The sequence below is a fragment of the Polaribacter gangjinensis genome (assembly GCF_038024125.1).
Classification (GTDB): Bacteria; Bacteroidota; Bacteroidia; order Flavobacteriales; family Flavobacteriaceae; genus Polaribacter; species Polaribacter gangjinensis.
Window position 1 is genome coordinate 192,930 of the sequence record NZ_CP150662.1, and the last position, 19,625, is coordinate 212,554.

General features: G+C 31.3%; 16 protein-coding genes. 10 read left to right on the top strand and 6 right to left on the bottom strand.

Translation table 11 applies throughout. The features are described 5' to 3' along the window. From WHA43_RS00785 to WHA43_RS00795, 3 genes are read left to right on the top strand one after another with little or no spacing between them, the layout of a single operon-like run. On the top strand, nt 1-708 hold the full coding sequence (locus WHA43_RS00785; protein WP_105045279.1) for an FKBP-type peptidyl-prolyl cis-trans isomerase: 708 nt from the start codon (nt 1-3) through the stop codon (nt 706-708). Next, nucleotides 708-1,862, top strand: a complete 1,155-nt coding sequence (locus WHA43_RS00790; RefSeq protein ID WP_105045280.1) for a peptidylprolyl isomerase — start codon at nt 708-710, stop codon at nt 1,860-1,862. Before WHA43_RS00785 ends, WHA43_RS00790 begins: the two co-directional genes overlap by 1 nt. 1 nt (nt 1,863) lies before the next feature. Beyond that, complete coding sequence (locus tag WHA43_RS00795; protein WP_105045281.1) at nt 1,864-2,424, top strand: phosphatase PAP2 family protein; 561 nt, start codon at nt 1,864-1,866, stop codon at nt 2,422-2,424. On the opposite strand, the gene WHA43_RS00800 is transcribed toward WHA43_RS00795, so the two are convergent. Continuing rightward, the gene (locus tag WHA43_RS00800; protein WP_226742911.1) at nt 2,413-4,404 is read right to left on the bottom strand and encodes an LTA synthase family protein; all 1,992 of its coding nucleotides are present in this window, start codon (nt 4,402-4,404) and stop codon (nt 2,413-2,415) included. The two genes, WHA43_RS00795 and WHA43_RS00800, sit on opposite strands and share 12 nt — an antisense overlap. A gap of 200 nt (nt 4,405-4,604) precedes the next feature. Here WHA43_RS00800 and pheT point away from each other — a divergent pair, with 200 nt between their 5' ends. From pheT to WHA43_RS00825, 5 genes are all read left to right on the top strand, one after another. Continuing rightward, entirely contained in the window at nt 4,605-7,031 is a 2,427-nt protein-coding gene (gene pheT, locus WHA43_RS00805) for a phenylalanine--tRNA ligase subunit beta (RefSeq protein WP_105045283.1), read from the top strand. Between the two features lie 43 nt (nt 7,032-7,074). Further along, the gene (locus tag WHA43_RS00810) at nt 7,075-8,109 is read left to right on the top strand and encodes a quinone-dependent dihydroorotate dehydrogenase (protein ID WP_105047235.1); all 1,035 of its coding nucleotides are present in this window, start codon (nt 7,075-7,077) and stop codon (nt 8,107-8,109) included. A gap of 2 nt (nt 8,110-8,111) precedes the next feature. Beyond that, nucleotides 8,112-8,726, top strand: a complete 615-nt coding sequence (locus WHA43_RS00815) for a LysE family translocator (protein WP_105045284.1) — start codon at nt 8,112-8,114, stop codon at nt 8,724-8,726. A 146-nt stretch (nt 8,727-8,872) separates the two neighbouring features. Beyond that, a complete protein-coding gene (locus WHA43_RS00820) occupies nt 8,873-9,727 on the top strand; it encodes a hydroxymethylglutaryl-CoA lyase (RefSeq protein ID WP_105045285.1) in 855 nt (284 codons plus the stop codon). A gap of 1 nt (nt 9,728) precedes the next feature. Further along, nucleotides 9,729-11,231 carry a bifunctional metallophosphatase/5'-nucleotidase gene (locus WHA43_RS00825; RefSeq protein ID WP_105045286.1) on the top strand — a complete coding sequence of 501 codons (1,503 nt, stop codon included), beginning with the start codon at nt 9,729-9,731 and terminating at the stop codon, nt 11,229-11,231. Between the two features lie 57 nt (nt 11,232-11,288). Here WHA43_RS00825 and WHA43_RS00830 read toward each other — a convergent pair whose 3' ends face one another. Both WHA43_RS00830 and WHA43_RS00835 read right to left on the bottom strand, forming a co-directional pair. After that, nucleotides 11,289-13,094 carry a DEAD/DEAH box helicase gene (locus tag WHA43_RS00830; protein ID WP_105045287.1) on the bottom strand — a complete coding sequence of 602 codons (1,806 nt, stop codon included), beginning with the start codon at nt 13,092-13,094 and terminating at the stop codon, nt 11,289-11,291. A gap of 136 nt (nt 13,095-13,230) precedes the next feature. Further along, the gene (locus tag WHA43_RS00835) at nt 13,231-14,625 is read right to left on the bottom strand and encodes a hypothetical protein (protein WP_105045288.1); all 1,395 of its coding nucleotides are present in this window, start codon (nt 14,623-14,625) and stop codon (nt 13,231-13,233) included. Nucleotides 14,626-14,794: 169 nt separating this feature from the next. On the opposite strand from WHA43_RS00835, the gene WHA43_RS00840 reads away from it, so the two are divergent. After that, nucleotides 14,795-16,414, top strand: coding sequence for an ABC-F family ATP-binding cassette domain-containing protein (locus tag WHA43_RS00840; protein WP_105045289.1), 1,620 nt, complete (start codon nt 14,795-14,797; stop codon nt 16,412-16,414). A 78-nt stretch (nt 16,415-16,492) separates the two neighbouring features. On the opposite strand, the gene WHA43_RS00845 is transcribed toward WHA43_RS00840, so the two are convergent. After that, the gene (locus WHA43_RS00845; RefSeq protein ID WP_105045290.1) at nt 16,493-17,434 is read right to left on the bottom strand and encodes a hydrogen peroxide-inducible genes activator; all 942 of its coding nucleotides are present in this window, start codon (nt 17,432-17,434) and stop codon (nt 16,493-16,495) included. Nucleotides 17,435-17,539: 105 nt separating this feature from the next. On the opposite strand from WHA43_RS00845, the gene WHA43_RS00850 reads away from it, so the two are divergent. Continuing rightward, nucleotides 17,540-18,013 (top strand): Dps family protein, encoded by a 474-nt coding sequence (locus WHA43_RS00850; RefSeq protein ID WP_105045291.1) that lies wholly within the window; start codon nt 17,540-17,542, stop codon nt 18,011-18,013. A 9-nt stretch (nt 18,014-18,022) separates the two neighbouring features. Here WHA43_RS00850 and WHA43_RS00855 read toward each other — a convergent pair whose 3' ends face one another. Further along, nucleotides 18,023-18,664: an acyloxyacyl hydrolase gene (locus tag WHA43_RS00855; RefSeq protein ID WP_105045292.1), complete on the bottom strand. Its 642-nt coding sequence runs from the start codon at nt 18,662-18,664 to the stop codon at nt 18,023-18,025. A gap of 9 nt (nt 18,665-18,673) precedes the next feature. Next, nucleotides 18,674-19,561 carry a 3-hydroxybutyryl-CoA dehydrogenase gene (locus WHA43_RS00860; protein ID WP_105045293.1) on the bottom strand — a complete coding sequence of 296 codons (888 nt, stop codon included), beginning with the start codon at nt 19,559-19,561 and terminating at the stop codon, nt 18,674-18,676. Nucleotides 19,562-19,625: the final 64 nt, after the last annotated feature.

The window sequence follows — 19,625 nt, forward strand, 5'->3', positions numbered from 1 at the left end:
ATGAGAATTTTAAAAAATTTAGTAGTGCTTTTGACAATTTCAAGTTTAATCTCTTGCAATAGTCAAGTGAAAGATGTAAAAGAGCTTAAAACTGAAATCGATTCAGCAAGTTATGCTTTAGGATTAGACATGGCAATCAAAGTAAAAGCCAATTTTGAGGAAGCAAACAAAGAATTGTTTTTACAAGGGTACAGAAATGGTATTGATTCATTAAACATGTTGATAAAGCCAGAGGATTTAAATGCTTTTTTAAGTAAATTTTTCCAAAAATTACAACAAGATAAAGTTCAAAAAGAAGCAGAGAAAAAATTTGGTGCTGTTAAAAAAGCAGGGGAAGATTTCTTAGCTGAAAACAAAGTAAAAAAAGGAATCATTACTACCAATAGTGGTTTGCAATATGAAGTGTTGACAGAAGGTTCTGGTGAAAAAGCGTTACCAACTTCAAAAATTAAAATTCATTACCACGGAACTACAATTGATGGTCAAGTTTTTGATAGTTCAGTTGATAGAAAAGAACCTATTGATGCTACACCAACTCAATTCATACAAGGATTTAGTGAAGGGTTATTATTGATGAATAAAGGAGCAAAATATCGTTTATTCATTCCTCAAGAATTGGCTTATGGCGCACAACAAAGAGGTGATTTAATCAAACCATTCTCAACGTTGATTTTTGAAATTGAAATGTTAGAAATCACTAACGAATAATGAAATATTTAAAACTATTACTTTTAATTCCTTTCATATTTAGCTGTAATTCAACTAAATATGAGGGATTGAAAGATGGTTTGTATGCCGAAATTCAAACAAACAAAGGCGATATTTTATTGGAATTGTATTATGAAGATGTTCCAATGACAGTTGCCAGTTTTGTTTCTTTAGCAGAAGGAAATAACGAAAAAGTTCCTGATTCTATTAAAGGAAAAAAATATTACGATGGAATTCGTTTTCACAGAGTGGTAAACAATTTCATCATTCAAGCTGGTGATCCAACAGAAACAGGTAAAGGATTTCCAGGATATCGTTTTGGAGATGAATTTCCGGTTGATGAAAACAATGAGTATGTATACACTCATAACGATTATGGAGTTTTATCCATGGGAAATTCTGGTCCTGACACCAATGGAAGTCAGTTTTTTATCACAAAAACTCCCTCTCAACATTTAGACGGAAAACATGCTGTTTTTGGCAAAACAATTATAAACTCTTTACAATTAAAAGAGTTAAAAAATCAATTTTCCGATACAAATAAACTGCAAAAAGCGATTGATTCTCTGAGACTTTCAGTGGTAAATTCAATTGTTCAGTTTGATACTATCAAAACAATTAAAATCATCAGAATTGGTGATGATGCAAAAAAGTTTGATGCTCCAAAAGTTTTCGAAGAAGAAATGGTTCAATATGAACTTGGTGAAGAAGGTCGTCAAAAAATAAAAGATGCAATTGAAGAAAAAAGATACAATGAATATCTTGTGAATAGAAATGCATTTTACGCAAAATTAGACGAATCAAATGCTATAAAAACAGCTTCTGGTTTAGGATTTTTAGTATTGAAAAGCAATCCAAAAGGACAAAAAGTTGTTGATCATAAATCGATAAGAGCTCATTTTTCATTATTTCTGGCAGATGGTAAAAAAATACAATCAACAGAAGATAGTGGAGCACCTTTGGTTTTTCGTTTAGATGATAAACAAAGACCAATGATTACCGGTTTTGCTGAAGGTGTAAGAATGATGAGAGAAGGTGAAAAAGCTCGTTTATTTGTGCCTTATTATATTGGTTTTGGAGAGGCAGCTTATGGCCCTTTTCCTGCAAAATCAGATTTGATTTTCGAAGTAGAAATTATAGAAATAGAAAAGTAGTTTGTTAGAAATTCTTATACAAAAAGACAAAGAACTGCTCATTTTCTTAAATAATTTAGGAAGTGAACAATGGGATTCGTTTTGGTTGTTAATCACTAAACAATTGTATTGGACGCCATTATTTCTTCTTATTTTTTATATGATTTTTAAAACATTCGGGCTAAAAAAAGGCGGATTTATTCTATTATCAATCATAATCTTAGTGGCTTTTTCTGACCAGTTTACAAACATCATAAAAGATTATTTTCAAAGATTACGACCTAATAACGATCCAGAAATCAAACATTTATTACGTAATTTTATTCAGCCTCAAAGTTTTAGCTTTACCTCTGGTCACGCTACAACGTCTACTTTTTTTACAGTTTTTATAATTCTCTTATTAAGAAACCATTACAAAAACACCTATTTCTTACTGCTTTTTCCTTTGATTTTTGGATATAGCAGAATCTACTTAGGAGTTCATTTTCCGTTAGATATCGTAACTGGTTTTATTGCAGGAACAATCCTTGCAATTGTATACTACAAGTTATTTAGTGTTGTTTTTAAAAAACTAATGGGCTAATTTTTTATTATTAAAATACAAGTATTTTGTTGAATGGTAATAAGCCATCAGCAAACTGTCCATTTGTGAGGCTTTTAAAGAATCTTTTTTAGAAAGATCATCCAATGTTTTTGTTCTTAAATCATACAATCCTTTTGTTTTTGTTACTAGTGTTTTAGAAAAGTATAAACTGTCTTTCAAAATTCCAATGGTTGGTTCGCCATTCATTCTTAAATAAACAAATGAAAATGAATCTTTTGCAGCAAAAGGATCTAAAAGATTTCTTCCTAAAGTATAATTTGTGTGATTGATATTCATCAAACTCATAACAGTTGGAAATAAATCAATCAATTTTCCATATGTTTTAATTTCAATTGGTGCAAAAAGTTTTGGTGCGTGAATGATAAAAGGTACATGTTGTAATTGAATATTCAAATCATATTCTTTCGAATATTTATCAGTGGGATTCATAGCAGTATTGTGATCACCAAAAAATACAAAAACTGTATTATCATAATAGCCTGATTTTTTGGCTCTTTCTAAAAATTTCCCAACATTAAAATCTAAATAACGCAAAGCATTGAGTTGCTCAATGGATTTAAACCCAGATTTTTCCAATACATCTGCTGAAATTGAATCTTTTGATAGTGGTATAAACTCTTCTTTTTTATCAGGAACTGTAAAAGGAATGTGATTAGAAGCGGTTTGTATATAAGCTACAAATGGTTTTTTTTGCTCATGTAATTTTTTAAATTCTTCATCAGATTCTTTAAATAATTCGTAATCATCAATTCCCCAAACATCTGCTCTGTTTTCCATTTCATAACTTCCTTCTTCAAAAATTTGAAGACCAGCTATGTTTGCTTGAAAAATCCCTCTGATATTTGCCCAATTAGCACTTCCTCCAATCAAATACAATTTTTCATATCCATCAAATTGATCAAACAAAATTCGCTGATCAATAATCATTGGATTTCTAGAGGCAGTATTGATATCATCAACATCTGGCAATCCTGTAACACTAGAAAAAACACTAGCGGCTGTGCCAGATTTATGTACATAAAAGTTAGAAAAATGGATACTTTTTCTCAATAAAGAATCGATATGTGGCGAAGCATTTGCGGCATTTCCATAATACCCCAAAGGTTTTACACCCAAAGATTCTAACATCACAAATACAACATTCATTTTTTCTGAAGATGATTTGTTGAAAATCATTTTTCTTTCGAAAGAAATCGTGTCTTTTGGTAAATGTAAATTTTCTGAAATAATAGGATAATACTTTTTAAAGTCTTCTAAATCAACACCTTCACTTCTAAAAGCAAAACTGTCAAAAAAGTATAAAACCGGATTTAAAGCAAATTGATTGATGGCAATATTTTTCGAAAAAAATGCTTGGCTCCAACGTAAAGGATAATGCGTAAAACTGTTATAAATAAAAAATGAGAGCACAATGATCGTACTCACAAAATAGATGCTCTTTCTTTTAATAGATAAAACAAAACTATTTTTTGCAGCAATTTTGTATTGCCAATTGCTAAATTTATAAACGAGAATTCCAAGAATCAACAATCCAAAAAGACCTGTAAACACAGGATAACTTTCCACCATTACTTGAAGTGAAATCATTAAATTCGTTGTAAAACGAAGTGCAGTTGCATCAATTCTTGTATTTAGATAATTGTAAAATCCAAAATCAAATAAGTAAAAAATGGTAATCACAACATAGAAAAATACCCAATAAAAGTTTGCAGTTTTTTTGAATATTGGTTTTACAAAAAATCGGTTATTGAGAATTAAAACCAAAATAGCAATAGGAAAAACACCTAAAGAAGCCAATTTTAAATCAAATCTTGATCCTAAGAAAAAAGCATTTTTTAATTCGGAAGTATCAAAACCGGTCGTATCTAATGCAAAAAAATAAAATAACAATCGAAAGATTGTAAGGTAAACAAAAAGAAAAAGTACATTTTTAAAAATATACTTTATGTAGTTTGGCATTTTTAATATGGTGTTTGAATCATCAAAAGTATTAAATTTAAGTGAATTTAATAGCATGCAAATTTTCTTTTTAAAATTGGATTTTTATCAGATAATTTTTCTGATTTTTTACCCTGAAAGCCACGTAACTTTCAAAAATATTCAAAGATAAGTTGATTAAAATACTTAAATTTGCGCCAGAAAAACTCAAAAAGAGATTTATGAAAATATCATACAATTGGTTGAAACAATTTTTAAATGTAAGCTGGGAAGCTTCTGAAACAGGAGAATTGTTGACTGATTTAGGTTTGGAAGTAGAAGGAATTGAAAAAGTTGAATCAATTAAAGGAAGTCTTGAGGGGATTGTTGTTGGTGAGGTTTTAACTTGCGTACAACATCCAAATGCAGACAAACTAAAATTAACCACTGTTGATTTAGGAGATGGAATACCAGTTCAAATTGTATGTGGAGCACCCAATGTTGCTGCGGGTCAAAAAGTACCTGTTGCCACTGTTGGAACAACTTTATACACTGAAAAAGGTGAATCTTTTGTCATTACAAAAAGTAAAATAAGAGGTGAAGAAAGTCATGGAATGATTTGTGCCGAGGATGAAATCGGATTAGGCAAAAGCCATGATGGCATCATGATTTTAGATGCTTCTTTAGCTCCAGGAACTCCTGCAGCAAAAGTATTTGATATTCAAACAGATTATGTTTTCGAAATTGGTTTAACACCAAACAGATCAGATGCCATGAGTCATTATGGTGTTGCCAGAGATTTGCGAGCTGGTTTGATTCAACGTGAGTTAAAATTAGAATTGATTTCTCCTTCTGTGAGCGATTTTCATGTAGATGAACGAACTTCTCGCATAGAAGTTGAGATTCCAAATAAAGAATTGGCGCCTCGTTATTGCGGAATTACCATTTCTGACATTACTATAAAAGAATCTCCAAAATGGATTCAAAATCGTTTAAAAGCAATCGGAATTACGCCTAAAAATAATGTAGTTGACATTACCAATTATGTAATGCATGAATTAGGGCAGCCTTTGCATGCTTTTGATGCTCAGAAAATTACAGGAAATAAAATCATTGTAAAAACATTGGCTGAAGGAACAAAGTTCACCACTTTAGACGGAGTTGAAAGATCTCTTTCAGATGAAGATATCATGATTTGTGATGCCAATGAAAACCCTATGTGTTTAGGGGGAGTTTTTGGAGGAATCAATTCAGGTGTTTCAGAAAATACTACTTCTATTTTTATTGAAAGTGCCTTTTTTAATCCGATTTCTATCCGAAAATCTGCAAAACGTCATGCGCTAAATACGGATGCTTCTTTTAGATTTGAAAGAGGAATTGACATCAACATGACAAAATATGCTTTAAAAAGAGCAGCTTTATTGGTAGAAGAATATGCAGGTGGAAAAATTACTTCTGATATTTCCGATTTTTATCCCGATAAAATTGAAGATTATCAAGTATTCTTGTCTTACGAAAATGCATTTCGATTGATTGGTCAGGTAATTTCAAAAGATACTATCAAAAATATTTTAGCATCTCTTGAAATTAAAATAAATAGTGAAACTGAAGGTGGTTTAGGTTTGACAATTCCTTCTTACAGAACAGACGTTCAACGCGAAGCTGACATTATTGAAGAAATTTTACGTGTTTATGGATATAACAATATCGAGTTTTCATACAAGTTAAACACCTCAATTTCTTTTGATAAAAACGATGAAGTTAAAATTGAAAATACCGTTGCAAATCAGTTAATTTCATTGGGTTACCATGAGACAATGGCAAACTCTTTAACAAAAAGTTCTTATGTAAAGCTCAGTGAAAACTTACACGAAAATGCAAATGTGAACATTTTAAATCCTTTGAGCAATGATTTAAGTGTACTTCGTCAATCATTGTTATTCAGTGGATTAGAATCTGTTAATTACAATATCAATAGAAAGAATAATGCTTTAAAATTATTTGAATTTGGTAAAACCTATCACAATTTTGAAAGTGGCTATTCAGAGGACAAGCACTTAACGCTTTTTGTAACTGGAAATAGAGCTAAAGATTCTTGGAATATACAAACAAATACTAGTGACTTTTTCTATCTAAAAGGAGTAGTGACAGCTATTTTAGCACGTTTAGGATTGAATAATTTAAAAAACAGTCCTACAAAGAATGATGTTTTTTCTGAAGGTATTTCTTTAAGTTTAGGAAAAACAGTTTTGGTTGATTTTGGAGTTGTAAAACGACCTATTTTAAAAGAATTTGGCATCAAGCAAGAGGTTTTATTTGCTGATTTCAAATGGGAAAATGTATTAAAGCTTTCAAATAATCAAAATTTTAAATTACAGGAATTACCGAAATTTCCACAAGTAAAAAGGGATTTAGCCTTGTTGTTAGATTCAAAAACTGAATTTAAGGAATTGTTTAATTTGGCTTTTCAATCAGAGAAAAATTTGTTGAAAGATGTTGATTTGTTTGATGTGTATGAAGGAAGTAATTTGCCTGAAGGAAAAAAATCATACGCTGTAAGTTTTGTATTGCAAGATGAATCAAAAACCTTGGAAGAAAAGCAAATTGAAAAAATCATGCAAAAATTACAACAATCGTTTGAGAAAAATTTAAACGCAGTTTTGCGATAATTTATAAGCTCCTAATTTGGAGCTTTTTTTTACATTTGAGGATATGTATAAAACTATTTTAAGACCTATTTTATTTCTTTTTGATCCAGAGAAAGTGCATTATTTCACTTTTTCTTTGATTAGGTTTTTATCAAAAATTCCCTTTGTTTCTTCACTTTTTAGAAGTTATTATCAATTGAATGATGTGAGATTAGAGCGCAAATTATTCGGACTTACATTTAAAAATCCAGTAGGTTTGGCAGCTGGTTTTGATAAAAATGCAGTTTTATATAACGAATTGGCTGATTTTGGTTTTGGCTTTATTGAAATTGGTACTGTAACTCCAAAAGGACAAGAAGGAAATCCCAAAAAACGCTTGTTTCGCTTAAAAGAAGATCAAGGAATTATCAACAGAATGGGGTTCAACAATCATGGTTTAGAAGCTGTTATCAAACAATTAAAAAAGAACAAACACAAAGTTATTATTGGCGGAAATATTGGAAAAAATACCCAAACATTGCCAGAAAATTACACAGCTGATTATCTAGAATGTTTTCAAGAATTACATCCTTTTGTTGATTATTTTGTGCTGAATGTGAGTTGCCCAAATGTTTCAAGTCATGCAAAACTGAATGACAAAGACTATTTGATTTCACTAATTACTGCATGTCAAAAAGTAAATCAAACGTTTAAAATTAAAAAACCAATTTTATTAAAAATCGCTCCAGATTTAAACGATCATCAATTAGATGAAATCATTGAGTTGGTTGCAGAAACAAAAATTGATGGGGTAATTGCTTCCAACACTTCAACATCAAGAGAAGGTTTAAAAGTTTCAAAAGAAAGATTGCAACAAATAGGAAATGGCGGTTTGAGTGGGCAACCTATTAAAAATCAAAGTACTAGAGTGATAAAATATTTGTCAGAAAATTCTCAAAAAGCGTTTCCAATTATTGGAGTAGGAGGCATTCATTCTGAACAAGATGCTTTAGAAAAACTCAAAGCGGGTGCAGATTTGATACAAATTTACACAGGTTTTGTTTATGAAGGACCAAGTTTGATAAAACGCATCAACAAAGCAATTTTAAATCAATTGTAGCAATGTTTGAAACGTTGATTTCTTTTGCATTAGCAACGTCTATTTTGGCTATTTCTCCAGGTCCTGACAATATTTTTGTATTGACGCAAAGCATTGTCAATGGAAAAAAATACGGATTTGCCACTGTTTTTGGTTTAATGACAGGCTGTATTATTCATACAACTTTGGTTGCATTTGGTGTTTCTGCAATCATTAAAAGTCATGAAAATCTGTTTTTTTTATTAAAAGTATTCGGAGCTTCATACTTGTTGTTTTTGGCTTACAAAGTGTATCAAAGTGATGCTGAAATTACTTTTTCAACAGAAAACATTCAAAAAAAATCCACTTTACAACTATTCAAAACAGGCTTTTTAATGAATGTCTTGAATCCGAAAGTGACTATTTTTTTCTTGGCTTTTTTTCCGCAATTTTTGTTTTCTAAAGAGCTTTCATCAGTTATTCAATTTTACATTTTAGGACTTATTTTTATCTTAGTTTCTTTTATTATTTTTGGAAGTATTGCCTTTTTAGGAGGTAAAATTTCTGATTATATTCTTCAAAACAAACAAACTGGTTTGATTTTAAAATGGGCACAAATTCTTGTTTTTGTTGGGATTGCACTTCTCATTTTTTGGTAATTCTTATACATAAATAAATTTGAAAAGATAGTTGAATGGGTATTCTTTGTGTTTTTCTCAAAAAAGCAATCTTATTTTTTAAAATTCAATAATTTTCTGTAATAAATAATTTTACAAATTCGTTTCTTTCGCTATCTTTGATTTCAATGAAACAAGTCAAAATCATAGAATGTCCAAGAGATGCCATGCAAGGCATTAAAAGTCATTTTATTCCTACCGAAAAAAAAGCATTGTACATCAATTCGTTGTTGAATGTGGGTTTTGATACCATAGATTTTGGAAGTTTTGTATCGCCTAAAGCCATTCCTCAAATGCGAGATACTGCTGAAGTTTTAGCAATGTTAGATTTGTCTAGAACACAGACCAAATTATTGGCAATTGTAGCAAATACAAGAGGTGCAAGCGATGCTTCGCAATTTGAAGAAATTGATTATTTGGGCTATCCTTTTTCTATTTCTGAAAATTTTCAGATGCGAAATACACACAAAACGATTGAAGAATCTATTGAAACTTTGGATGAGATTTTAGAAATTTCTATCAAAACAAATAAAGAAGTTGTTGCTTATTTGTCTATGGGTTTTGGAAATCCGTATGGAGATCCTTGGAATGTTGATATTGTAGGAAAATGGACAGAAAAACTTGCTAAAATGGGAGTGAAAATTTTATCATTATCAGACACAATTGGCAGTTCAACTCCCGAAATTATTGATTATTTATTCTCCAATTTAATTTCACAATACCCAAAAATTGAATTTGGGGCGCATTTGCATACTACTCCTGATTCTTGGTTCGAAAAAGTTAATGCAGCTTTCAAAGCGGGTTGCGTTCGTTTTGATGGCGCTATTAAAGGGTATGGAGGTTGTCCAATGGCAAAAGATGATTTGACAGGAAACATGCCTACTGAAAAATTACTGAGTTATTTTACGGCGCAAAAAGCCAATACCAACATAAAACCCATGAGTTTTGAGAGCGCTTACAACAAAGCCTTAGAAATATTTTGACATGAAAAATCATAAACTCCTATTCCTTTTTACGTTCTTAATTTCTTTTTATTCGTGTGTAAAAAATAACGACAAAATTGATTTTACCATTATGCAACTTAATGATGTGTATGAGATTGCACCCATTCAAGGTGGAGAATTTGGAGGAATGGCAAGAGTAGAAACCTTACATCAACAGTTGTTGCAAGAAAATAAAAATACCTTGTTAGTAATGGCAGGTGATTTTTTAAATCCGTCTTTGTTAGGAACTTTAAAGGTTGATAATGAGCGAGTTTATGGAAGGCAAATGATTGAAGTGATGAACGCCATGAACTTTGATGTAGTTGCATTTGGAAATCACGAGTTTGATTTATCGCAAAACGATTTACAAAAAAGACTGAATGAAAGTCATTTTCCTTGGATTTCATCCAACGTAAAATTGGTTTCAGAAAAAGATACTATATCTTTTTACAAAGAAAAAAATGGTGTAAAAGTACCTTTGCAAGACACCTTTATCAAAGAGTTTGAAGATGCAGATGGTACAAAAATCAAAATTGGTTTTATCAGTGTTTGCATTCCTTCAAATCCAAAAGAATATGTGTATTATGAAAACATGTTTGATAAGGCAAGAGCCTCATACAATGCTGTCAAAGACAGTGTTGATGTGGTTTTTGGTTTAACGCATGTGAAAATTGTAAATGACAAACGAATTGCCAAATTATTGCCTAACATTCCATTGATTATGGGTGGTCATGAACACACCAATAGTTCAGAAAAAGTAGGGAATGTGATAATTACAAAAGCGGATGCAAATGCCAAAACAGTATATGTTCATCGGATTTCGTTTGATAAACATACAAAAAATGCAACAGTTGTTTCAGAATTGAAAGAGATAAACAAAGGCATCAAAGACGACGAAAATGTAGGGAAAATTGTAGCAAAGTGGCAAACAATTTTAACAGATAATATCAAAAAAATCATTGATAATCCGAATGAAATTATTTTCAATGCCAATCCTGGCTTGGATGGTAGAGATACGCCAATTCGCAGTGAGCAAACCAATTTAGGAGTGTTGATTACAAAATCTATGTCTTTTTCTTTTAATGATGAAGTTGATTGTGCTTTGGTAAATGGAGGTTCTATTCGTATTGATGATGTTTTAGTAGGGAATATAACGCCTGTTGATATTTTTAGAGTGTTGCCATATGGAGGTGCAATTTTAAAAGTACAAATCAAAGGAAGATTGCTAAAAAGAGTCCTTGATTATGGGGTTTTAGCAGCTGGAACAGGTGCTTATTTGCAACGTTTCAATGTTGAAAAAGTAGGAGAGCAGTGGCTTATTAAAGGTAAAAGTTTAGATATTCAAAAAACATATACAGTAGCATTTTCTGATTATTTATTGAAAGGTTTTGACATTCCTTTTTTAACAGAAACACACAAAGAAGTGCTTTCTGTGTATCATCCAAAAGAGAGTGAAATGGCTTTTGATATCCGAAAAGCAGTAGTTGCATATTTGAAAAAATAATAAAAAAAAAAGCTTCACAATTTGTCAAGCTTTTTTTTAGTTTTAAAGTGAGGTATATTATTTTCTTTTTCTACCAAATCCACCTGCTTTTTTATCTACAGAACTTTTTGGACGATCACTAAATTTTCTGTCTGTTCTTTTTCTTCCACTAAAATCAGCTCCTTTTTTTGCTGCCCCTTCATCACTTCTGCGTCTTCCAAAACCACCGTCTTTTTTAGCAAATGGTTTTTTACCATCTCTTCTTGAATTTCCTGAACGCTCTTTTTTAGTGATTTCAACATTTACTGTTCGTCCTTCAAAATCTGGTTGGTTGGTAGCAAATGCTTCTAAAGTTTTTTCTTCGAAATTTTTATCGATTTCAAAAAACGAAAAAGTATCTAAAATATCAATCGCACCAATTTCAATTTTATGTCCGATGTTTTGATCATTGATCAATCCAATCAATTTCGCAGGATTTAAATTGTCTTTTCTACCAACATTAATAAAAAAACGGGTCATATTTTCACTAGTAGATCTAGCTCTTGAAGTGTCTCTAGATAAATCATTCAAATCTTTTGAATTTTCATAATATGATAAAAAGGTATTGAATTCAAGCGAAACAAATTTCTGAATCAATTCTTCTCTAGAAAAGTCAGCTAATTTTTTATATATACTTGGTAAAAATTCTTGAATTTGAGTTTCATTTACGACAGTATTTTTTACTCTTTCTATCAAGTGCATTAATTGACTTTCGCAAATTTCTTTTCCAGAAGGAACTCTTGTTTCAATGAATTTCTTATTGATGATTTTTTCAATCGGTTTTAATTTGCTTTTTTCTTTATTGTTTACCAAAACCAATGAAATTCCTTTTTTTCCAGCACGTCCAGTTCGTCCACTTCTATGGTTATAGTTTTCAATTTGGTCTGGTAATTTGTGGTTGATAACGTGTGTCAAGTTGTTTACATCAATTCCACGTGCAGCTACATCAGTAGCAACCAGTAATTGCACACTTTTATTATGGAATTTATCCATCACAGAATCTCTTTGTGCTTGAGATAAATCTCCGTGCAATGCATCTGCATTATAACCGTCTTTGATTAATTTATCAGCAACTTCTTGGGTTTCCCTTCTCGTTCTACAGAAAATGATTCCATAAATATCAGGATTTAAATCTGCAATTCTTTTCAAAGCAAGGTAACGTGTACTTTCGTTTACCAAATAATATTCGTGACTAACATTGTCTGAGCTTTCATTTTTTTGACCAGATGTAATTTCTACAGGTTTGGTCATATAGTTTTTAGAAATTGCCTCAACTTCCGCAGGAAAAGTTGCAGAAAATAACAATGTTTGTTTGGTTTTTGGTGTAACTTGTAAGATGCTGTCTAAATCTTCTTTAAAGCCCATATTCAGCATTTCATCAGCTTCATCCAACACCAACCAATCAATATTACCAAGCTTTAGCGCTTTTCTATTAATCAAATCTAAAGTTCTACCTGGTGTACCAACAATGATTTGTGCACCTTTGTTAAGAGAACGAATTTGTTCTTCCATACTTGCACCACCATATACTGTTACAACTTTTAAATTTTTCAAGTATTTTGAAAAATCTTGGATGTTTTTACCTATTTGAACGGCTAATTCTCTTGTTGGCGATAAAATAATTGCTTGTGTGTGAGGGTTGTTTTCATCTACCAACTGTAAAATTGGCAAACTAAAAGCGGCTGTTTTTCCTGTGCCTGTTTGTGCGAAAGCTTTTAAATCGCTCTTTGAAGAAATGATTTGCGGGATTGCTTTTTCTTGAATAATTGTAGGATTTTCATATCCTAAATCTAATAATGCTCTTGTGATAGGTTCTTTCAAACCCAACTCTAAAAATGTTGACATACTGTGTTTTTTGTGATTCACAGACGCCCACCTGCAAACCGTTTGTTAAATTTCGACTTGATTTTAAACGAAAAAATCTCGTTTTAAAAATCGTGCAAAGGTAGTCTAAATTAAATGATTAGCAACTAATTACTGATTATTTTAATTTATTTAAATTTTCTAGGTATTCATCTAAGTTTGGTGATGAAATAGAGGCATAGCCATTCATTACTTTTCCTTGTTTATTTACAAGAATAGAACGCGGCATTTTTGAAGTTAAAAAATCATTTGCTTTACTATCATCTGCTAAGTAAAATTGATTTTTGATATCTAGTTTTTCAATGCGTTCTGTTTTTACACCGTCAATTTTTATGGGAATGAAAGTAATGTTTTGATAGGTGTTTGATAAAAAATTGATCCGAGAAACTAAATAGGATTCCGATACGTATTCTGGACTCCAAAAGAAAAGAAAAGCATTTTTACCTCCAATCAACTCATGAATTGATCTTGGCGTATATAAATAATCGTTGATGGTAAATTCGGGTAATTTACTATTCAAAAGAATGTATTTTGTATCTTCAATTAAGTTTTCAACCTGCTTTTTGTCTTCTTCATCTGTACTGAATTTCAAATACTTATCAAAAGGTATTTGATTTAAATTACAACTTGATTTATTGAAAAAATGACTTAAAATAGTTTGTTTTAAAAATGCATTTTTTGTGTCTTCATGTGAAATTTTCTTATTGATTATAGTCAACAAATCCGAAGTGAAATTGGCAGAATAATTTCGCTTCATAGGTGGGTATCCTAATGAATAGGTTTCGTTGTACAAATGATTTCTTACGTACTTTGAATACGGAGGATAATAAATCAACGAATCATCATCAATTTCTACAGTTTTTCTGTAATCGTAAAATGAATTGTCAATCTCAGGAAGTTTATCTGATTCCATCAGTTTCGCATGAATCATTGGATATTTTTCCAAACGTGCATACAAAGGATAGGTCAAAGCAACTTTCAATACTTTTCGGTAGCCATTACTTTCTTCAGGATGAGTTTTTACATATTCATCGTACAAAAAAAGTTTGTCTTTAAGTAAGGAATCAAATTTTTCTTTAAATTTCTTTGGGTCTAATTTATTGAATTCATACGTACTATTTGATTCTTTTTCTTCTTCTAAAAAGCAATCAATCAATACATTATTTCTGTCTGCACCTTTTCCTGCAAAAACAAGTGATTCATCAAAATCCCATGTATTTAAACGTAAAAGCAAACTGTCATTGGGTTGCAAATACATGTACTGATTTTCGTATCCGTGTGTAAAGTAAAACAGTCCTTCTGAAGCAATTTTTAATTCTCCAAAAAAATTATTGTTTTCATCAAGATAAAAAGTGTCTATGGCTTGATCCATAGAATACAAAATAACATGATCAGATTTTGGATGGATTATTTTTCCACCAAAATAAGTATGTGTTTCTTTTGTCTCTGATTTACAATTAATTAAAGAAATAGAAACTATTAAAAATAATATATTTTTTAAATATGTAAACATTTACCGGCTTTACTATAGACAACACAAATTTAGGTATTCAGAATAGCTATGATTGTTAATGCGCTGTTAAAAAATCAACAATGCTTCCTTAAAAAAAATCCTCAAAAAGCATTTAAAATCAGGCCACAAAAGTAAATCAAATTCGTACTTTTGCACAAAATTTTACAATATGTTATCAGTTTCTAATTTATCTGTCCAATTCGGAAAAAGAGTTTTGTTTGATGAAGTAAATACCAAATTCCAGCAAGGAAATTGCTACGGAATTATTGGTGCAAATGGCGCAGGAAAATCAACTTTTTTAAAAATAATTTCTGGAAAACAAGATCCAACTTCAGGTCAAGTTCATTTAGAACCCGGAAAAAGAATGTCTGTTCTTACTCAAAATCACAACGAGTTTGATGAATTTGCTGTCTTGGAAACTGTCATCATGGGAAATAAAGATTTGTTTAAAATAAAAAAACAAATCGACGATTTATATGCAGATTATTCTGATGAAAATGCTGAGAAAATTGGCGAACTTCAAATCGTTTTTGAAGAAATGAATGGTTGGAATGCAGATTCTGATGCTGCAGCTTTGTTGTCGAATTTAGGGGTTTCAGAAGAGTTTCATTTCACCTTGATGAAAGATTTAGATGGAAAACAAAAGGTAAGAGTCTTATTAGCTCAAGCACTTTTTGGAAATCCTGATGTATTGATTATGGATGAGCCTACCAATGATTTGGATTTTGAAACCATTGCTTGGTTAGAAAATTTCTTGGCAAATTATGACAATTGTGTGATTGTTGTTTCGCACGACAGACACTTTTTAGACGCTGTTTGTACACATATTTCTGATATCGATTTTGGAAAAATCAATCACTATTCTGGAAATTATACGTTTTGGTACGAATCTAGTCAATTAGCAGCCAAACAACGTGCTCAACAAAACAAAAAAGCCGAAGATAAAAAGAAAGAATTAGAAGAATTTATTCGTCGTTTTTCTGCCAATGTAGCCAAATCAAAACAAGCAACTTCTCGTAAAAAAATGATTGAAAAACTCAATGTTGAAGATATCAAACCATCAAGCAGACGTTATCCAGCGATTATTTTTGAGCAAGATAGAGAAGCAGGCGATCAAATTTTAAATATTGAAGGACTGAGCAAAAGTTTTGAAGGTGAAAAATTATTTGACGACGTTCATATCAACCTCAACAAAGGAGATAAGGTGGCTGTTATTTCAAAAAACTCGAGAGCTGTTACAGCATTTTACGAAATTATTACAGATAATGACAAAGCAGATGCAGGTAAATATTCATGGGGTGTTACAACAACACAATCGTATTTGCCTTTAGACAACTCTTCATTTTTTCAAGACGGAAATTTAAATTTGGTAGATTGGTTGCGTCAATATGCGCAAACTGAAGAAGAGCGTGAAGAGGTTTTTTTAAGAGGTTTTTTAGGAAAAATGATTTTCTCTGGAGAAGAGGCTTTGAAAAAAAGCAATGTGCTTTCTGGAGGTGAAAAAGTGCGTTGTATGTTGTCTAGAATGATGATGAAAAGAGCCAATATTTTATTATTAGATGAACCTACAAACCACTTAGATTTAGAGTCTATACAGGCATTAAACAATTCGTTGATAAATTTTAAAGGGACTGTGTTATTTACAACTCATGACCATGAATTCGCACAAACAGTTGCAAACAGAATCATCGAATTGACACCAAATGGAATCATTGATAGATATACTACGTTTGATGATTATATTTCAGATCCAAAAATCAAGGAATTACGTGATAAAATGTATGTATAAATAGTCTGTAGTCAGTAGACTGTAGTTTGTAGTTTTGATGAACTTCTAAAGTCTACAGTCTACTGACTAAAGTCTACTCTATTTTTTCTGAATAGGACTAATAATCTTTACATCCGAAAATGAAATAGCACCTCTTACAACTCCATCAATGGTTTTTTTAAGCGCTTCAATCAATTGCATTTTCAGTTGCGATCTGTGATAAATCAAACTCACTTCTCTTGCAGGGGGTGGACTTTGAAATTCCCTGAGGTGTTTTTTATCTTTTTCAGACAAATCCAACGTGTGTAAATAAGGCAATAAAGTCATTCCTAAACCTTCTTTTGAGAGTTTGATAAGAGTATCAAAACTTCCACTTGCCAATTGAAAACCTTTTTTATTATCAACTTTGTAATTTCTGCATAAATTAATAATGCTGTCTTTAAAGCAATGTCCGTCTTCAAGGAGCAAAATATCTTCCATTTCTAAATCTTCTACAGCAATATATTTTGATTGAAAAAGACGATGGTTTTCTGGAATCAAACCCACAAAAGGCTCGTAATATAAAGGACGTTCTTTAATGGCTTCGTTTTCTAAAGGTGTAGCTACAATGGCAGCATCCAAATGACCATCTGTCAATTTTTTGATGATATCTTCTGTGGTCAATTCCTCAATAATCAACTTTACTTTGGGATATTTCTTCGTAAAATTGTTCAAAAACATGGGCAGTAACGTAGGCATGATAGTTGGAATCATACCTAGTTTGAATTCGCCACCAACATAGCCTTTTTGCTGGTGCACAATGTCTGTAATTCTATTGCTTTCGTCGACAATCACCTTGGCTTGCTGTACTATTTTTTTACCAACTTCGGTCAATTCTATCGGTTTTTTAGAACGATTGAAGATTTTTACTTCCAACTCTTCTTCTAATTTTTGAATTTGCATGCTCAAAGTAGGCTGAGTTACAAAGCTGTGTTCAGCTGCTATGGTGAAATTTTGATATTCAGCAACCGATAAAACGTATTTTAATTGAGTGATTGTCATGTTAATAATAATATCTGATAAAGATATTAAAACTATCAATATTAATTATAGTTTGTTATGCTAAATTTTAGGTAAATTTACTTTGAATCAAAAAAACACTTCATTATGAGTATTTTAACTATAGGATTAGACAAACAAGAAAGTAAAAATCTTTCCGAAAAACTCAATAGTTTGCTCGCAAACTTTCAAATTTATTATCAAAATCTAAGAGGGTTGCATTGGAACATCAAAGGAAAAAACTTCTTTGAATTGCACCTGAAATTCGAAGAATTTTATACAGATGCACAAGTGAAGATTGATGAAATAGCAGAGCGAATTTTAACCTTGCAAGGAAAACCATTGCATACTTTTCAAGATTACTTAAACGCCTCAACTGTGCCTGTTGGAAAAGACATTTCTAATGATGTTGAAACGGTTGAATTGGTGGTTAGTTCTTTATCAAAATTATTGGTTTTAGAACGTGAAATTTTACATCTTTCAGATGAATCGAATGATGAAGGTACCAACTCTATGATGAGCGATTTTATTGCCGAGCAAGAAAAAACAATTTGGATGTTGAACTCTTGGTTGGGGAAATAATTGTAAGATTCACTTCAAAACAAAAGCATACCCAACATCAAAACCTAGAATATTATAGCCATCATTGGGTTTTTGAAAATCAAGGTTAGAGACATGTCCAAAATTAGTTCCAATGTAAAAATGATGTTTTGGAGTAGTTTTGTATAAAAATCCAAAAGATAAATTTTCTATAAACGTAAATCCTTGTGCCAAACGTTCAGTTCGGGTATCAATTACCGAAAATCCCAAACTCAAACTTCCCTGAAAATAAAGATTTTGTATGATTTTTGTAATGCCACTGAATCCAAATTCAATACCATATAAGTGCATGGATTTAGGTTTGGTAAACTCAACGATTTTATCCTGATAATTTTCTTGATCTGGTGTTACATACCATTCATTGAGAAGTTGATGACGTAAAAACTGAATTTGAGGTTGTACAATCAATTCAAAATCAATCCTTTTCCAAGAGCCAAGTTGATAAAATAGCTGTCCCTTATAGGTTTGTGTGCTATATGTATAGTCAGGATCATCAAAAATAAAGTTTTCATTAGATCCATTATTATATAAAAATCCGATTTTGTAAGGGGTTAAAAAAGACTTCTTTGTATCTTGACTAAATCCTTTAAAAACAAGTAAAAGAACAATGAAAACTACAATTTTATTTTTCATTTACGCGGCTTATGAAAACATTTTGGCTACTTTTTCAGCTTTTTTACTTGCTGAATAGTCATAAAAACCTTCACCCGATTTTACACCAAATTTACCCGCTCTTACCATGTTTACCAACAATGGACAAGGTGCATATTTCGGGTTTTTAAAGCCTTCATACATCACATTTAAGATAGATAAGCAAACATCTAATCCAATAAAATCAGCCAATTGCAATGGCCCCATAGGATGTGCCATTCCTAATTTCATAACCGTATCTATCTCTGAAACTCCAGCAACACCATTATATAAAGTTTCAATAGATTCGTTGATCATGGGCATTAAAATTCGATTCGCAACAAACCCAGGGTAATCATTTACTTCAACCGGAATTTTTCCAATCTTTTTAGACAAATCAACAATAAACTGAGTAACCTCATCACTGGTATTGTAACCTCTAATAATTTCTACCAATTGCATGATAGGCACAGGATTCATAAAATGCATTCCAATTACTTTGTCAGCTCTTTTGGTAGCAGCCCCAATTTGGGTAATGGAAATAGAAGAGGTGTTGGTAGCTAAAATGGTATCATCAGCACAAACTTCATCCAACTCTTTAAAAATTTGTGTTTTCAAAGCCACATTTTCAGTAGCAGCCTCTACAACCAAACTGGCATATTTTACACCCTCTTTGATAGAAGTAAACGTGGTGATATTCGCCAACGTTTTCTCTTTATCAGCTTGGGTAATTTTTTCTTTAGCCACCATTCTGTCTAAATTACTAGCAATAGTATTCAATCCACGTTGCAATGAAACTTCCGAAACATCAATCAATTGTACATTATAATCACATTGTGCAAAAGTGTGCGCAATGCCATTTCCCATAGTTCCTGCACCAATAACCGCTATATTTTTCATAAAATAGAATGTATAATTTGTTTATTTATTTGGGCGTTTTTCGGGCTTTCCACTGTATCTTTTT

Excerpts from the sequence above, each read along its gene's own strand:
- WHA43_RS00830 (WP_105045287.1), bottom strand. The coding sequence starts at position 13,094 with ATGTCAACATTTTTAGAGTTGGGTTTGAAAGAACCTATCACAAGAGCA.
- WHA43_RS00825 (WP_105045286.1), top strand. The coding sequence starts at position 9,729 with ATGAAAAATCATAAACTCCTATTCCTTTTTACGTTCTTAATTTCTTTT.
- WHA43_RS00855 (WP_105045292.1), bottom strand. The coding sequence starts at position 18,664 with ATGAAAAATAAAATTGTAGTTTTCATTGTTCTTTTACTTGTTTTTAAA.
- WHA43_RS00800 (WP_226742911.1), bottom strand. The coding sequence starts at position 4,404 with ATGCCAAACTACATAAAGTATATTTTTAAAAATGTACTTTTTCTTTTT.
- WHA43_RS00810 (WP_105047235.1), top strand. The coding sequence starts at position 7,075 with ATGTATAAAACTATTTTAAGACCTATTTTATTTCTTTTTGATCCAGAG.
- WHA43_RS00815 (WP_105045284.1), top strand. The coding sequence starts at position 8,112 with ATGTTTGAAACGTTGATTTCTTTTGCATTAGCAACGTCTATTTTGGCT.
- WHA43_RS00845 (WP_105045290.1), bottom strand. The coding sequence starts at position 17,434 with ATGACAATCACTCAATTAAAATACGTTTTATCGGTTGCTGAATATCAA.
- WHA43_RS00820 (WP_105045285.1), top strand. The coding sequence starts at position 8,873 with ATGAAACAAGTCAAAATCATAGAATGTCCAAGAGATGCCATGCAAGGC.
- WHA43_RS00790 (WP_105045280.1), top strand. The coding sequence starts at position 708 with ATGAAATATTTAAAACTATTACTTTTAATTCCTTTCATATTTAGCTGT.
- WHA43_RS00860 (WP_105045293.1), bottom strand. The coding sequence starts at position 19,561 with ATGAAAAATATAGCGGTTATTGGTGCAGGAACTATGGGAAATGGCATT.
- WHA43_RS00850 (WP_105045291.1), top strand. The coding sequence starts at position 17,540 with ATGAGTATTTTAACTATAGGATTAGACAAACAAGAAAGTAAAAATCTT.
- WHA43_RS00785 (WP_105045279.1), top strand. The coding sequence starts at position 1 with ATGAGAATTTTAAAAAATTTAGTAGTGCTTTTGACAATTTCAAGTTTA.
- pheT (WP_105045283.1), top strand. The coding sequence starts at position 4,605 with ATGAAAATATCATACAATTGGTTGAAACAATTTTTAAATGTAAGCTGG.
- WHA43_RS00840 (WP_105045289.1), top strand. The coding sequence starts at position 14,795 with ATGTTATCAGTTTCTAATTTATCTGTCCAATTCGGAAAAAGAGTTTTG.
- WHA43_RS00835 (WP_105045288.1), bottom strand. The coding sequence starts at position 14,625 with ATGTTTACATATTTAAAAAATATATTATTTTTAATAGTTTCTATTTCT.